Genomic DNA, 14,504 nt, shown 5'->3' with positions numbered 1-14,504 from the left:
CAATCAAAAAAAAATTTATTGCTACACTTCTTTAAAATTATGAGGAAGGACTAGTGCATAGAAAGGGCAAAGATATAAAAGCTTTAAAATACATCGATCTTTTTTCAGGTGCTGGTGGTTTCTCACTGGGCTTTGATAGATCGGGATTTCAAAATATCTTTTCTGTTGACATTCAAAAAGATTTTTGCAAAACATATAAAGCAAATTTTCCTAGCCACACTCTCATAGAAGAAGATATCACTAAACTCTCTGATGAAAGGATCATCGCACTTACAAAAGGAAATGATGTTGATGTAGTTATTGGTGGTCCTCCATGTCAAGGTTTTTCGATTGCTGGAAATATTGGAAGAAAATTTATAGACGACCCTCGAAACAAACTTTTTCAAGAGTTCGTACGTGTGGTAAAAGTCACTAACCCAAAGTACTTTGTCATGGAAAATGTAGCAAGACTTTACACACATAATAAACACCTTACAAGAAAAGAGATTGTCGCTGACTTTAACAAACTCGGATATACAGTAGAATGCAAGATTTTAAACTCTGCTGATTATGGTGTACCTCAAGTGAGAAAAAGAGTGATTTTCATCGGTTCACGCGTTAATGAAACCATAGTTTTCCCAGATATTTCTCACACTGAACATTTAACAGTAAAAGATGCTCTAAGTAACTTACCAAAACTAAAATCCGGTGAAGAATCAACCCTTCTTAATCATAAAGCAATGAACCATACGCAGCAGATGCTTGATAAAATGGGTTTCATTAAAGATGGTGAAGGACGAGAAAAAATCCCTCTAAACCTTCGTCCAAAATCTGGAGATGTGAGAAAGTACATCAAGTACAATAGTGCAAAACCCTCAATCACTGTAACTGGAGATATGAGAAAGGTATTTCATCCCTTTGCAAACCGTGCTTTAACCGTTCGTGAATTAGCACGTCTTCAAACTTTTCCTGATGATTTTGAGTTTAAAAGTAGTTCAATTGCACAACAACAACAAGTTGGAAATGCTGTCCCACCACTTATGGCTGAGGCAATTGCAAACGCTGTTAAAAAGATGTTAGATGTTTGATAACCAATATCCTAAAGTTAACTACATTGGGAACAAAGAGAAGTTAGCCGATTGGATATGCGATTATTTTCCTAAAGATACAAAGTCAATCTTTGATGCATTTTGTGGTGGTTCCTCTATTGGCTATGAGGCAAAAAAAAGAGGACTTAGAGTTATTAGTAATGATGTCTTAAAAATCAATTATTTTCTCGCAAAATCTATTATAGAAAATAAGGGTGAAACTCTTGATGAAAATGATATCAAGCTAATTTTTTCAGGAAAACCAAGTAAAGGTTTTATGTACAAAAATTACGGTGAAGTTTTCTTTTTCAATGACGAGTGCATGGAACTTGACCAATACAGAAAAAACATCGAAAAACTCTCATCTGAGTATAAAAAAACAATCGCCTTTACTCTCATAAGACGTTCGATGATACGAAAAATGCCCTATTCTCGGTTCAATCTTAATTGGGATAAGATTAAACAACTTCGTGATGAAGAGTACTCTTACGAAAAGTACAAAAGAAAACGTGCCTATCATAACAAAACATTTAAAAACCATTTTTTACAAAACCTAGATGCTTACAATAATGCCGTCTTTGATAACACGCAAGAAAATGTCGCGTACAACGATGATGTTTTCAACCTCCTTGACTCAGTTAAAGCAGACATCATTTATTTGGACCCACCTTATACTGGTACGATGAATAATTACCATGGTTTTTATTCTCTTGTTGACGAGTATATAGCTTCAAAAAAAGTAGAACCTTTTGAAAATAACTTTCGAGAAAAGAAATCAGCCTTAGAGTTATTTGATAAACTTTTCTCTAAACTATCAAATTACAAGTATTGGTTTTTAAGCTACAACAACAACTCTTACCCTTCAAAAGAAGACCTAATCGAGATAATATCTAGGTATTCAAAAAATATACAAGTGATTGAAAAACCACACAATTACCAAATTACTGGAAAAGATAAAAAAGGCACAAATACCGAGTATCTTTTTATCATCAAAAACGAGAATTACAAAGCAAGCTAATGAGTGAACAAAACTATGAGCAGTACTGGAGTGTAACGAATGCTTTTACTGACTATAACAGTGATAAATTTCTTCGTACTTTAGAGATTACGGCCACATTCATTCAAGAATTTGAAAAAGAACCCTACTCTCAAGAAAAATATGAGAGACTACAGGCAAGAGTAAATTTTGATAATATAAATGATATATCTGTTAGAAAACGGATCAATCAGTTAGTAAAACTTGGCTTTATAAATCCAAGATTACTCTCCATTCATCCAGATTCACTCCTCTTTTTAGATGCAAAAACTAATAGAAAACGCTCCTCTCTTTTATCTAAAATTGTATACTCAAACTCTAAACTTAATGCTTCTGTAAAAGAAGATTCTTCACTTCACCAAATCAACTTTCTTTTAAAAACACTAGAAGAGGTAGGGAAGCTTCATATCAATGAAATAATTGGTTTAATGCAGGTTAATATATCTTCAGTAGAAAAAGGTTTTCTAAATTTTTCTGAAGTTGAAGTGGTAAAACTACAAGCGCAAAGCATTGATTTTCAAACAAGAAAATACAATCAAATTTCACACTTTTTAAATCTTTTAAAAAAGCTTGATGACTTAGTTTTCGTTGGTGAAGAGTTGTACTTTGAAGAGGATATTCAAGTACCTCTTTTAGTAAAATCAAAAAAACGAGATGGTTATCTTCACCGTATTTATAAAAATCAACTCAAAGAACAAAGCAGTGAGATATTTAGTGAAGTAAAGTGTATGCTCGAAGAATTAGCCTACCCATCTTTAGTTGCTAGTCATATTAAACCCTTTATAGTTTCAGATACAGATGAAGCTTATGATGCAAATAATGGCTTACTTCTAAGTAGAAACATGGATATTTTATTTGATCAAGGTTATATTTCATTTTTAGATGATGGAAATATTATCTACTCCAAAAATCTCAACAATGAGCTAAAAGAACACTTAAGTACCTATATTTTAAATCCAGTATTCTTGAATGATAAACGATTAGAATACTTACGCTATCATAAGGAACATATATTCAAAGAGAGTGTTTAAATGGGTTCATTATATATAGGTGTTATGAGTGGGACTAGCCTTGATGGCGTTGATATAGCTCTTTGCAAAATTGATAATGCTAGCTGTACACTTGTATATTCCCACGAATACCCATTCCCAAAAGAATTACAAGAAGAAATACTCAAGCTAATTACAAATCAAACAACCCTAGCCGAAGTAGGCACGTTAAATATAAAGCTTGGAAATCTTTTTGCAGCATCTGTTAACACCTTTGTGGAAGAAAATGAGATAAATATACATGAAGTTGTAGCCATTGGCCTTCATGGTCAAACACTTTGGCATGCACCTGAGTCAGAATTTCCTTTTTCAATGCAACTTGGATGTCCAAATGTTGTAAGTACCCAAACAGGGATGAAAGTTGTAGCTGATTTTAGAAGTATGGATGTAGCAAATGGTGGGCAAGGGGCACCTTTTGCACCTGCCTTTCATGAGTTTTTATTTTCTCATGTTAAAGAAAAAGCAGCTGTTATCAACATTGGTGGGATGGCAAATATCACTATACTTGGCGAAAACCTTAAAGGTTGGGATACAGGAGTTGGAAATGTACTTTTAGATTCTTGGGTCAAAGAGTGTAAATACTTTCCTTACGATCAAAATGGCCAGTTTGCTGAATCTGGTGAAGTAGATGAAGCACTACTTCAAAGCTTTTTATCCGATCCATACTTTGATCTTCGTCCTCCGAAAAGTACAGGGAGGGAGTATTTTAATTGGGAATGGCTCTCCAAACATATCCAAGAATTTCAATCAATTCCCCAAGAAAACATCCAGAGAACTCTTTTAGAACTCACAGCACAAACCATTACAAATGCAGTGAAAAATACCGATATAAATTTACTTATTATTTGTGGTGGTGGAGCGAAAAATAGTTTTTTAATGCAACGCTTAGATAATCTTTTTGCGGGTGGAGTACAAAAAAGCGATGCCCTAAATATTAGTGGTGATTATATGGAAGCTATGGCCTTTGCTTGGTTTGCATACAAACGTATAAACAATGAGGAAGTAAATTTACGCTCAGTTACAGGAGCTAGGAAGAACTCAATTCTAGGTGGAAAATATGGATAAAATACAAGCTTGGTTAGATACAACTGCCTACAAAGATTTTGAGATTGAAGTCGCCTCAGCTGATGCAAGTTTTAGAGCATACTATAGACTTACTAAGGCCAATAAAAAATTTTTACTTATGGATTCTTCTCTTGAACTTGATTCACTCATACCTTTCATAAACGTAACACTAAAGCTTTTATCTGTACATGTTAAAGCACCTAAAATTCTTGAACAAAATCTTAAAGCTGGATATCTTATATTAGAAGACTTTGGATCTACACATTATCTTGATATATTGGACTTAGATAATTTTGAAAACTTATATAAAAAAGCAATCGATGAAATTGTAAAAATGCAAGAAGCAGATACTAGTGGACTTCCTATCTACGACAAAGATTTTTTGACTTTTGAGATGGATCTTATGAGTGAATGGTATATGATAGAACTACTTCCTGTTGTGCTCTCAAATAAACAAAAAGAAATTATCAGGAAAACTATTGATGATGTATCTGATGAAATTTTAAAACAACCACAAGGTGTGTTTGTGCATCGTGATTTTCACTCTCGTAACATTATGCAAACAACTCAGGGTGAAGTAGGTATTATAGATTATCAAGATGCTATGAGTGGAGCGCTTTGTTATGACATTGCCTCTCTTTTAGAAGACTCTTACATAGAGTTTGAACGTGAAGATATACTCAAACTTGTACTTTACTTTAGAGATAAAAAAGGTATAAAAGTTGATGACGCTACATTTATTCGTTGGTTTGACTTTATAAGCATGCAGCGCCATATGAAAGTCCTTGGTATCTTCTCAAGACTCTATAAAAGAGATGGGAAAAAAGGCTATCTCAAAGATATCCCTCTTACACTTAGATATCTTTTTGACACAGCAAAACTCTACGAAGAAACAAAACCACTCAACCAAATGTTTAAAGAGATATAGCATCAAGGCAATGATATTAGCTGCTGGTCGTGGGGAGCGAATGCGACCACTTACAGACACTCTTCCAAAACCACTCCTCGAAGTTAAAGGCAAACCTTTAATCATTTGGCATATTGAAAAACTTGTAGCATCTGGTTTTTCAGAGATAGTTATAAACATAGCTCACTTAGGATACAAAATTCCTGAGTATCTTGGCGATGGTACGTCTTATGGAGTGAAAATATCTTACTCAGATGAACAAATAAGTGGTGCACTAGAAAGTGCTGGTGGTATTAAAAAAGCTCTCTCACTCTTAGGAGATGCACCCTTTTTAGTTGTTAATGGAGATATTTTTTGCGACTATGATTTTAATGCAAGTTTTGACTTAGAGGATAAAAAAGCGCATCTTATCTTAGTAAAAAATCCTCCACATAATCCTAATGGTGACTTTGGCTTAAATGATACTTTAGTTTTAAATGAAGCAGAGCATATGTATACATTTTCAGGGATAGGATATTATAATCCTGCACTTTTTGATAGTGTAAGTGAAACAAAGTCAGCGCTCGCCCCACTACTAAGAGATGCAATAGAAAATAAAAATATAAGTGGTGAAGTACATCTGAGCGATTGGCATGACATCGGAACACCCCAAAGATTAGAAGATATAAATAAGGCTATACATTGATTATAAAAATTGAAATTCAATACAGAGAAGAACTACATGCTGACTCGTAAATTACTTTTACTCACACTTACCACGACCATGCTTTTTGCAGAATATATTAACTGTGAATTTCAAAAACCACACTATGAAGAGATCTGTAAAAAAGTTGTAAAAAAAGGTGTGCCAGTTCATGATGCAAACCTTTTTTTATTATCTCGTAAAACTGAAAAAATGGACTTAAGAAGTTTCAAACTTTTTCACCCCGACAAAATTCAAAAGCATCGTGAAAATGAAAAAAAAGCAAACAACGTTTTAGTGAAGTATGTTCCAAAAATTATCGCACATGTAAAAAAATATGATAAAGTTTATGATGAAGCAGAAAAAAGATACGGAGTAAACCGAGAAATAGTTGCTTCAATATTAATGAAAGAAACAAAACTTGGAATAATTAAACCCAGTTTTGATGCCTTTGAAGTTTTTAACACCCTGGTTGTAAAAGTAAAAGTAAAAACAAAAAGAGATAAATGGTTACTAAATATGGGGAAATCTAACCTTGTTTCAATCATCTCATACTGTTATAAAAAAGGTTATGCACCAGAGCAATGTTCTCTTCCAAGTTCTTATGCAGGTGCTGTTGGAATCCCTCAGTTTATGCCTAGTAGTTTTGTTTATATAGACAGCTATAAAGATAAAGTAGGAGATTTAACAAAAATGGAAGATGCCATCATGTCTGCAAGTCGTTATCTTCATAAAAAGGCAAACTTCACCACACTCATAGATTGGAGCAAAATTCCTAAAATGCCAAAAGTAGAAGCTGATTGGTACGACTATGAATTTAAAAATAAAGATGCTTCTTTTGTATACTCCCAGAGTAAAAAAACTGGTAAAAAGTACAACTGTTTTGCATGTAATAAACCAGAACTAGAATACCTAAGAACTTATGCAAAAACAATTATGCGCTACAACAACTCATCCAATTACGCTATTGGAGTGATGCGTTTAGCTTACGATACACATAAGGGTTTATAAAAAATCTATTTATATATACTTTTTGCATCTTTAAACTGTAGCCAAGAAGTTAAAATATACTTATTGTTAGAGATAGGTATATTTCCTCGATGTGTATGGGTAAAATAACATGGGGAAATAACTACAGAACCTTTTTTTGGTTTTACTTTTTTACCTTGATAAAAGAATTCTGTTTCGCCACCCTCTTCTACATCATTGAGATAAACGATATAAAGTAATACTCTATGTAAAGTATTGTTATTGTTTAGTTCTGGATACGTTTCACTATGCCAAGCACTATAACTCCCAATGCCTCTCTCGTATTTCTGCATTTGAGGTGGTAATATATAAAAAATCTGTTTTATCAACATCTCTATTTGTGGTAATCCCACCTCTTCAAAATTTTCATGTGTGAGTAATGTCGGTTCTGCAGTTTTTGGGTGATATAATGTCAAGCTAAACATAGAAACAATCATAAAATAATTCTTTTCTACGTACTCTACAAACTTAGCTTCGAGTTTTGGCATAATCTTATAAAGATATTGATTATATTCAGGATGTCTAAATAGTGGAAGATCTGTACTATTTTTTCTTGTTCTATCAATACCACCACTTGTAGTACCACGATGTTTGTGTGGGCTTTTCTCAAAAAGTTCAATCATCTCATCACAAAAATCACTATCTAAAACATCTTCAAAAACTTCTATAAAGTTTGACATTTATATTTCCTCAACTATCTTAATAATTGAGCTATCATATCATATTGTTGTGTGATTTTAGCCATTGCGAATGTGGAAGCTTGGGCTAGTATTATCTTTTTACTGAGATTTTGACTCTCCTCTGCAAAGTCGACATCTTGTAATTGTGAAGCAGAAGATAAAAGTCGAACACTTTGAATAGATTTATAATTTACATCTGATTGAAGCATATTTTGAGTTGAGCCAATATCTGATCTGACAGCTGTCAGTTCCCTTATCGCGAAATCCGCTATAGTCATGAGTAAAGGGGTTATCTCATCTACACTTTTGTTATTTCCAGCATGATCATACATAGTATTTCCACGCTCAACTGCTGGTGCTAACAGTTCTTTTAATGCTGCAAGAGCCTTAATCGCGCCTAGTGCATCTATTCTTTTATAGTCTGCTCCGGTATTAGCTACATTATCATCTTCATCATCACCATCATTAATAGTAACAGCCGTATTAACCAAGAGATCTCTCATTTCTTCTAATGTCAATGTTCTTCCAAACTCTTTTTCTGCATACTCTTGAACTAAAACAGCTATACCAGCAACTTGAGGTGAAGCTTGACTTGTTCCTGTTAACATTTTTGCATCAGAGAGATTGGCCGAATCTGCAGCATAGACAGGAGCACCTACCGCAAAAATATCAACCACCTCAGTACTTCTTTGTGAAAATGGAGTAATTCTATCTGCTTCTGCAGTATACGCTGTCTCATTATCTCCGAGAGTAAGTATATTGCCATCTGGACCTCCCCAAGAAGCTCCACTTAATGTATTATCTCCAAAAACAGCACCAACACCAATTGTATAAGCTGAATTTGCTGGATATGATGCACCTTGAAGAGGATCATAAGTTGAATAACTATTCCCTGCAGCAGCAACATTTATAATACCCATATTAGCTAATGTTTCCAATTCATCGCCATACACACTAAGAGCATCTTGGGCAGTATTATTATTTGTAGGATCACCTAATGACATATTTATAACAGCAATATTATATGTATCTGCATTAGCAATTACCCACTGCAATGCATCTTCAATCATAGCTGAAGTTCCACTACCATCATCTTCTAAAGCTTTGAGTCCTATTAAATCGACTCCTGAGGCAGCTCCTGTATATGTAGCGTCAGAAGAACCCACTGTTGATGCGACATGGGTACCATGCCCATTCACATCCCCAGTAAGACCCTCTCCAGTAAAATCTAAATTTACAACAACTCTATCATCAAAAAAATCATGTGCTGCATCTATCCCAGTATCAATAATAGCAACTGCATAACCAGTACCATCTAAATTATACGTTGTCTTTGCAGCCGCTATATTCATTAAGTCACTAGTATTATATACTCCTGAACCTGTCGTATAATTAGTAATCATATCTGCTGTTAATTCAGAATAACCTCCAGCATCAATTGAACCTGCACGTTCAACTACATCTTGATTATTTACATAATCTAATGTAGCATTTTTTTGAGTAAAGTTCATCCCTTCATAAATACCTGTCGCATCAATTTCTATATCAGATGCACCGGACTTTGTAAGAGATAGTTTTCCATAGTTTTCAGCTAATATTTTCAAGTCTTGGGCATTATCTAATTTGATACCTCGACCATCTTGGCTTGCTAGAACTAATTTACCTTCACTATCAACGGATGCAGTTACACCTGTTTGTGTGGTATGTAAATTAATAGCGGATGTAAGTGACTTATCGTTATCATTATCTTCTACCGTAATACTACCAATTGTAATATCGTTAATCTTTAAATCTTCAATCAGACCTGCTTGAATTGCTTGGGCACTTATACTTTTGACCACATAAGAAGCTTGCACACCAGTTTCAGAACTCTGTGCATTTATAACCCGGGAGAGTTCACCAACTCCTGTTCCTTTTGTATAACCTATTTCCATAGATTCAAAAGTCATGGACTTATCACCATCTGTTAGCGTAAATTGTGTAGTTCCACCTAAGGTAATTGTTTCAAACTCTTTTATAGAGACATGCCCTATACTAGAAACTGCAGTGTTTTGGATATTTAAACCCTTACTTGATTGATATGTTCCAGATAAAAGTTTTTTTCCATTATAGGATGTAGTTTTTACTATATCGTCGTAAGAATCGAGTAATTTGCCTATGTCTTTATTTATAGCCAAGATGGAACTACTACTTTGCGTATCACTAGCTCTTTGAACTAATTTTACCTTAACAGTTTCTAAAATGCTAGATTGTTCATCCATTGCTCTATCAGCAATTTGTAAGAGTCCTATCTCGTCATTTCTGTTTTTTATCTCTTGCATAACACCATATGCATCGCTAGTTAATTGATGGGCTATTAGCATAGAACTAGCATCATCTGCAGCTTTATTTATCCGCAGTCCGCTAGACAACCTCTCTAAGGAAGTATTTAGGTCATTATTATTTATTTGTGCTGAGGCTTGTACTGACATTGCTAAAGAATGTATAGCACCAATTTTCATCACACCTTCCTTTAAGAGAATTTATCCAACAATAGTATATCGACGAATTATGAAACTTCTGAAGGGGAGACTGAAGAAAATAAAATTTTAGTTATAAGAAAAAATGCTTACCTTGAGTGTGTGGGATTCCCCTGGTTCTAAAACTTTAAAATCTGCATAAGCATTTGCAGTCTCGATACAAACAAACTCTTTATATGCTTCATCATTCATGGCAGACATTCGTTTAGCCTTTTCAATCCATGGATTCCAAATAACACTTGATAGTGAACCAACATGGGCAAGTTCTATTGTTCGATTTATATCTTTGAGTAGTATATTTTTATTTACTTCTTGGTACACTCTATCTATCTCTTTATCAAAAAATATATTATCCTCTTGGTGTGAGATAATTCCAGTTAATGCATCTAAGTACGGTTTAGTTTCTAAGCCTTCAATAAAAACAGCATCGATATGTGAGATATGAAAGTAACTATGTAAGGCTTGTGTAATTTGGAATGATTTTTTATCTGTATTGACAGTTGTTAACTCGATGATTAGCTCGTCTGATACGGTAACTTTTAATTCTAATTCAAATTTATTGTTCCACATTTCTCTACTTACTTCACTATCTTTGAGTAAGAATCTTACTTCAGTTGTGCTTGAATCTACATCTTTTGCTTCAATAAACTCCCAAAGACAAGTTCTTGCAAATCCATGTTGTGGTAACTTTGGATTATTCATTCCAAATGATGGCCAACATATTGGTACACCACCTCGAATAGCTGTACCATACTCAAAATCACTTTCATCACTTAACCAGAGAATAGGATTTTCACCGTTTCTAGCAAAATGAAATATATGTGCACCTTGCAAAGCTATCTCTGCACATGCCGTATCATTTATGATCTCTAGATAAGTAAATCCACCATCCATTTCTTTTAATTCAGTCATTTTATTTCCAAGAACTCATTTTATGCCACTTGATTGCATACATAAATATAAAGAGATAACACACTATTCCTACTAAATAAGAGAGTTGCATATCTCCCGTTGCTTGTGCTATACGACCAAAAATCAATGGTAATATCGCACCACCGGCAATTGCCATTATAAGAAGTGCACTTCCCTTAGCAGTATACTTTCCAAGACCTTCTAAAGCAAGTGGCCAAATAGTAGGCCAAACAAGTGCATTTGCAAATCCAAGAAGTGCTACAAAACTTACCGTATCAGGTAATGTTGCAACTCCACTCCATCCCCATAAAAATTCAGAAATACCATGAGACTCCGTTGAGCTAAAAGCTACTCCAAGTAAAAAAAGTATTCCGACAAGGGCTGAAGATATTAAAGCTTTTTCTTGTGAGAGATACTTCGGAATAAAAAATACTCCAACCAAATAACCTAACACCATAAACACCATAGTGTAAGACGTAAGTGCCGTTGCATTTGCAACTTCTAATCCTTGTGCATATAAACCAATCGTATCTCCAGCAATTACCTCAATCCCAACATAAAAGAAAAGTGCTATTGCACCCATGATTACACGAGGAAACTGTAAGATTGAACCTTTATCGTACTCATCTTCTTTTTCAAACTCTAACTCAGGAATAGAAGAGAACTTTACCAATCCAATAAGTCCTGTTAAAACTATCGCCATTACTATGTAAGGCATTATTAGTCTTCTAGCTAACTCTTCTATATCCTCGTTGGATAAATCTCCTGAGATACTTCCAATATCAGATAAAACCAATGCCGTAAAAAGAATTGGAACTAATACCCCTGCACTTTTGTTAATTAAACCCATGATACTAATCCGCATCGCAGCACTCTCAATCGGGCCTATTAAAACAACATATGGGTTTGATGCAGTTTGTAAGATAGTAAGGCCTGTTCCAAGAGTAAAAAGTGCAAGTAAAAAAATAATGAAATTCGCACTTAAAGCAGCGGGGATAAAAAGTAAACTTCCTACAACCATAACTCCAAGACCAATTGCCATAGCATTTTTGTATCCAGTTTTTTCTAACACTGAGGCCATTGGTAGAGCCATAACTGTATAAGCAATATAAAAAGCAAAAGTTACAAAGAGTGCTTGGAATTCTGTAAGATTACAGATAACCTTTAAAAAAGGGATGAGTGAACCATTTAACCAAGTCACAAATCCAAAAATAAAAAATAAAATCCCTATGATTACCATAGGGAATATACTTGAGTAATTACGCACCTTTTAATCCTTGTAAATATTTTGCTACACCATCTTCATCATTATTATGACTTAAAACTATATCAGCCTTATCTTTTACCTCAGGTTGTGCATTTGCCATTGCTACAGAAGTGCCAGCTAAATTAAACATCCCAATATCATTGAAGTTATCTCCAAATACAGTCAATTTTTCCAAATCAAACCCAATATACTCACTGATAGTTTGAATCCCATGAGATTTATCAGCTTCTGGATGAAGTATTGTTAGGAAGTAACAGCCCACATAGGCTTCTGGAGCTAAAATATACTTTAAATCATTGCCAAAAATATTTTCTAAATGCTCTGCTAATTCACGAAGTAAATCTTCTTCACCCATATATACAATTTTAAAATTTTCTTCCATCGCACGAATACCTGAGTGTTTTTGTAAATTATCTGCACTCGAGTAACGGTTTAAAACTTCTCTTTGATGCTTGTTTAAAACCTCGTCATGTAAAAAAGCTTCTGTAAGATTTTTACTATTAGCGAGAGAAAGGATAAAAGGATAGATTCCAAACTTCCAACCCTCATCAATAATCATATCAGAGATATCTTTCCCCATAAATTTTGTATCAATAATTTTTTTATCCATAGTCGCAATCAATGCACCATCTAGTAAAATCATTGGAGCGTTTATATCCACACCACCTAAGAACTGTGCTGTTTTCATATATGTTCTTGCGGTTGCAATACTTAAAATAGAATCCTCAGAGTAAGAGTTCCAAGTATTTTTAGTATAATCACTTACAGATAAATCATTCCGTAAGAATGTGTGATCTAAATCAGTTATATATATGTTTTTCATTCTATAATTATAACTAAAATAAGGTGGGGTAAACTATGAGTAAGAAGCTAGCTATTGTAACAGGTGCGAGTGGTGGGATTGGAAAATCTATCACTTTAAGACTTCTCAAGATGGGGTATGCGGTTACTGGAATAAGTAGAAGTATAAAAGAAGAGGATTTTAATAATGATGACTTCAATGCTATACAAACAGACCTATCAAATGAAAAAGAAACACTAAAATTATGTGAAAACCTCAAAAGAACGAGTGTTCATATTCTTGTGCATTGTGCAGGATTTGGGAGGTTTGAGCCACATGAAGAACTCAGTCCTCAAACTATAACAGATATGACTTTTTTGAACCTTACTTCACCTATGCTACTCACAAATGTCCTACTTCGTTCTCTTAAAAACAATGATGGTTACCTCATCAACATTAACTCAATAGAAGCAATTAAAGCGAGTAAATTTGCAGGTGTATACTCTGCAACAAAAGCTGGACTTAAAGCCTTTGGAGACTCGCTCTTTGAAGAAACTAGAAAAAGTACTCTTAGTATCACAAATATCAATCCAGATATGACAGAATCCTCTTTTTATGATGAACTGAGATTTGAAACCAGTAAAAAAGAAAATGAAAAACTTTTATCTTCTGATATTGCTGATGCAGTAGAACATATCTTGAACATGAGAAAAGGTGCTGTTATTAGTGAGTATACCCTAAGAAGTTTGAACTTTGGAATTGCTAAAAAGAAATTATGACTTTATACTGAACGAACTGGAAGAGTCTACTAAAGAGGTTCCTAAAAAGTTGATATTTTTTTTGATCTTTCTCATAGAAGATACTGTTTCATCTTGCAAGATATAAAGAACTTCAAGTCCTTCTTTCATAAGATACATAGCTTGTTCAATATCTTCTTTGTTTTTAAAAGAAGGCACCTTGTCTAAAAGTATGTTTAGAGAATCTGCATCTTTTTGAATGATTGCTATTTTAAATTTATTGAGCCACATTTGTTGTTTCTTTCCATGCCGCATTAAGCTCTCTAAAAACATTATTTACTTCATCAACTTTATCTATATTTTGTTCTGCGCTCGCAATTCCTAAAAGTTGAATCTCGTAGTCATATAAACTTCCTAAGTATTGAGCAATCTGACCTTGTTTCATATCTAAAGTATTAATAAGTTCTACAATTACCGCAATAGAACGATTTATCCAATAGACTCTCTTTTCAACATCGCCATCTTTAATAGCTTTTTTAGCTTGTGCATTAAAACGTAAGATCCCTTCATAAAGCATAGATATTAATTTTTCTGGAGATTCTATTCCTACGTTATTCTGTGCATAAATGCTATGTGCTGTGTTGCCATACATATTAGATCCTTTTTTGTCCGTATATAAATCTTTCATCCTAAAACTATCGGCGTATTTCTTTATTTGTTTAGCTTTACTCACTATTATTTTATAGTAAAAATTAAATTACATTATTTACTCA

Annotated in this window: 15 protein-coding genes; 8 read left to right on the top strand and 7 right to left on the bottom strand. The window is 33.9% G+C overall.

Annotated features, from left to right (window positions below; all coding sequences use genetic code 11):
- The first annotated feature begins 53 nt into the window (after positions 1 to 53).
- From ACI9TV_RS05670 to ACI9TV_RS05640, 7 genes are read left to right on the top strand one after another with little or no spacing between them, the layout of a single operon-like run.
- The gene (locus ACI9TV_RS05670; RefSeq protein WP_415249795.1) at positions 54 to 1,067 is read left to right on the top strand and encodes a DNA cytosine methyltransferase; all 1,014 of its coding nucleotides are present in this window, start codon (positions 54 to 56) and stop codon (positions 1,065 to 1,067) included.
- Positions 1,060 to 2,085 (top strand): DNA adenine methylase, encoded by a 1,026-nt coding sequence (locus ACI9TV_RS05665; RefSeq protein WP_415249794.1) that lies wholly within the window; start codon positions 1,060 to 1,062, stop codon positions 2,083 to 2,085. Before ACI9TV_RS05670 ends, ACI9TV_RS05665 begins: the two co-directional genes overlap by 8 nt.
- Positions 2,085 to 3,134, top strand: coding sequence for an HNH endonuclease (locus tag ACI9TV_RS05660; RefSeq protein WP_415249793.1), 1,050 nt, complete (start codon positions 2,085 to 2,087; stop codon positions 3,132 to 3,134). The genes ACI9TV_RS05665 and ACI9TV_RS05660 overlap by 1 nt, the downstream gene beginning before the upstream one ends.
- Complete coding sequence (locus ACI9TV_RS05655) at positions 3,135 to 4,217, top strand: anhydro-N-acetylmuramic acid kinase (RefSeq protein ID WP_415249792.1); 1,083 nt, start codon at positions 3,135 to 3,137, stop codon at positions 4,215 to 4,217.
- Positions 4,210 to 5,145: an aminoglycoside phosphotransferase family protein gene (locus tag ACI9TV_RS05650; RefSeq protein WP_415249791.1), complete on the top strand. Its 936-nt coding sequence runs from the start codon at positions 4,210 to 4,212 to the stop codon at positions 5,143 to 5,145. Before ACI9TV_RS05655 ends, ACI9TV_RS05650 begins: the two co-directional genes overlap by 8 nt.
- Before the next feature lie 10 nt (positions 5,146 to 5,155).
- The gene (gene murU, locus ACI9TV_RS05645) at positions 5,156 to 5,809 is read left to right on the top strand and encodes an N-acetylmuramate alpha-1-phosphate uridylyltransferase MurU (RefSeq protein WP_415249790.1); all 654 of its coding nucleotides are present in this window, start codon (positions 5,156 to 5,158) and stop codon (positions 5,807 to 5,809) included.
- 36 nt (positions 5,810 to 5,845) lie between these two features.
- Positions 5,846 to 6,817, top strand: a complete 972-nt coding sequence (locus ACI9TV_RS05640) for a lytic murein transglycosylase (protein ID WP_415249789.1) — start codon at positions 5,846 to 5,848, stop codon at positions 6,815 to 6,817.
- 5 nt (positions 6,818 to 6,822) lie between these two features.
- Here the strand turns inward: ACI9TV_RS05640 and ACI9TV_RS05635 are convergent, their stop codons facing one another.
- The 5 genes from ACI9TV_RS05635 to ACI9TV_RS05615 all read right to left on the bottom strand — a co-directional run bounded on the left by ACI9TV_RS05635 (position 6,823) and on the right by ACI9TV_RS05615 (position 13,036).
- Positions 6,823 to 7,515: a 2OG-Fe(II) oxygenase gene (locus ACI9TV_RS05635; protein WP_415249788.1), complete on the bottom strand. Its 693-nt coding sequence runs from the start codon at positions 7,513 to 7,515 to the stop codon at positions 6,823 to 6,825.
- 14 nt (positions 7,516 to 7,529) lie between these two features.
- Entirely contained in the window at positions 7,530 to 10,016 is a 2,487-nt protein-coding gene (locus tag ACI9TV_RS05630) for a S8 family serine peptidase (RefSeq protein WP_415249787.1), read from the bottom strand.
- Positions 10,017 to 10,103: 87 nt separating this feature from the next.
- A complete protein-coding gene (locus tag ACI9TV_RS05625; protein ID WP_415249786.1) occupies positions 10,104 to 10,946 on the bottom strand; it encodes a D-hexose-6-phosphate mutarotase in 843 nt (280 codons plus the stop codon).
- A gap of 1 nt (position 10,947) precedes the next feature.
- Positions 10,948 to 12,213: a sugar MFS transporter gene (locus ACI9TV_RS05620; protein ID WP_415249785.1), complete on the bottom strand. Its 1,266-nt coding sequence runs from the start codon at positions 12,211 to 12,213 to the stop codon at positions 10,948 to 10,950.
- Positions 12,206 to 13,036 carry an HAD-IIB family hydrolase gene (locus ACI9TV_RS05615; RefSeq protein WP_415249784.1) on the bottom strand — a complete coding sequence of 277 codons (831 nt, stop codon included), beginning with the start codon at positions 13,034 to 13,036 and terminating at the stop codon, positions 12,206 to 12,208. The genes ACI9TV_RS05620 and ACI9TV_RS05615 overlap by 8 nt, the downstream gene beginning before the upstream one ends.
- A gap of 35 nt (positions 13,037 to 13,071) precedes the next feature.
- Between ACI9TV_RS05615 and ACI9TV_RS05610 the strand changes: the two genes are divergently transcribed.
- Positions 13,072 to 13,773: an SDR family oxidoreductase gene (locus ACI9TV_RS05610; RefSeq protein WP_415249783.1), complete on the top strand. Its 702-nt coding sequence runs from the start codon at positions 13,072 to 13,074 to the stop codon at positions 13,771 to 13,773.
- Here ACI9TV_RS05610 and ACI9TV_RS05605 read toward each other — a convergent pair.
- Both ACI9TV_RS05605 and fliS read right to left on the bottom strand, forming a co-directional pair.
- Positions 13,768 to 14,022, bottom strand: a complete 255-nt coding sequence (locus tag ACI9TV_RS05605) for a hypothetical protein (RefSeq protein WP_415249782.1) — start codon at positions 14,020 to 14,022, stop codon at positions 13,768 to 13,770. The genes ACI9TV_RS05610 and ACI9TV_RS05605 overlap by 6 nt on opposite strands.
- Positions 14,009 to 14,383 carry a flagellar export chaperone FliS gene (gene fliS, locus ACI9TV_RS05600; protein WP_415249781.1) on the bottom strand — a complete coding sequence of 125 codons (375 nt, stop codon included), beginning with the start codon at positions 14,381 to 14,383 and terminating at the stop codon, positions 14,009 to 14,011. Before fliS ends, ACI9TV_RS05605 begins: the two co-directional genes overlap by 14 nt.
- Positions 14,384 to 14,504 lie beyond the last annotated feature (121 nt).

Origin of the sequence: Sulfurimonas sp., assembly GCF_047622445.1 — a bacterium.
Lineage (GTDB): Bacteria > Campylobacterota > Campylobacteria > Campylobacterales > Sulfurimonadaceae > Sulfurimonas.
The sequence above is the reverse complement of the archived record's forward strand: the minus strand, read 5'-3'. Positions and strand labels throughout refer to the sequence as shown.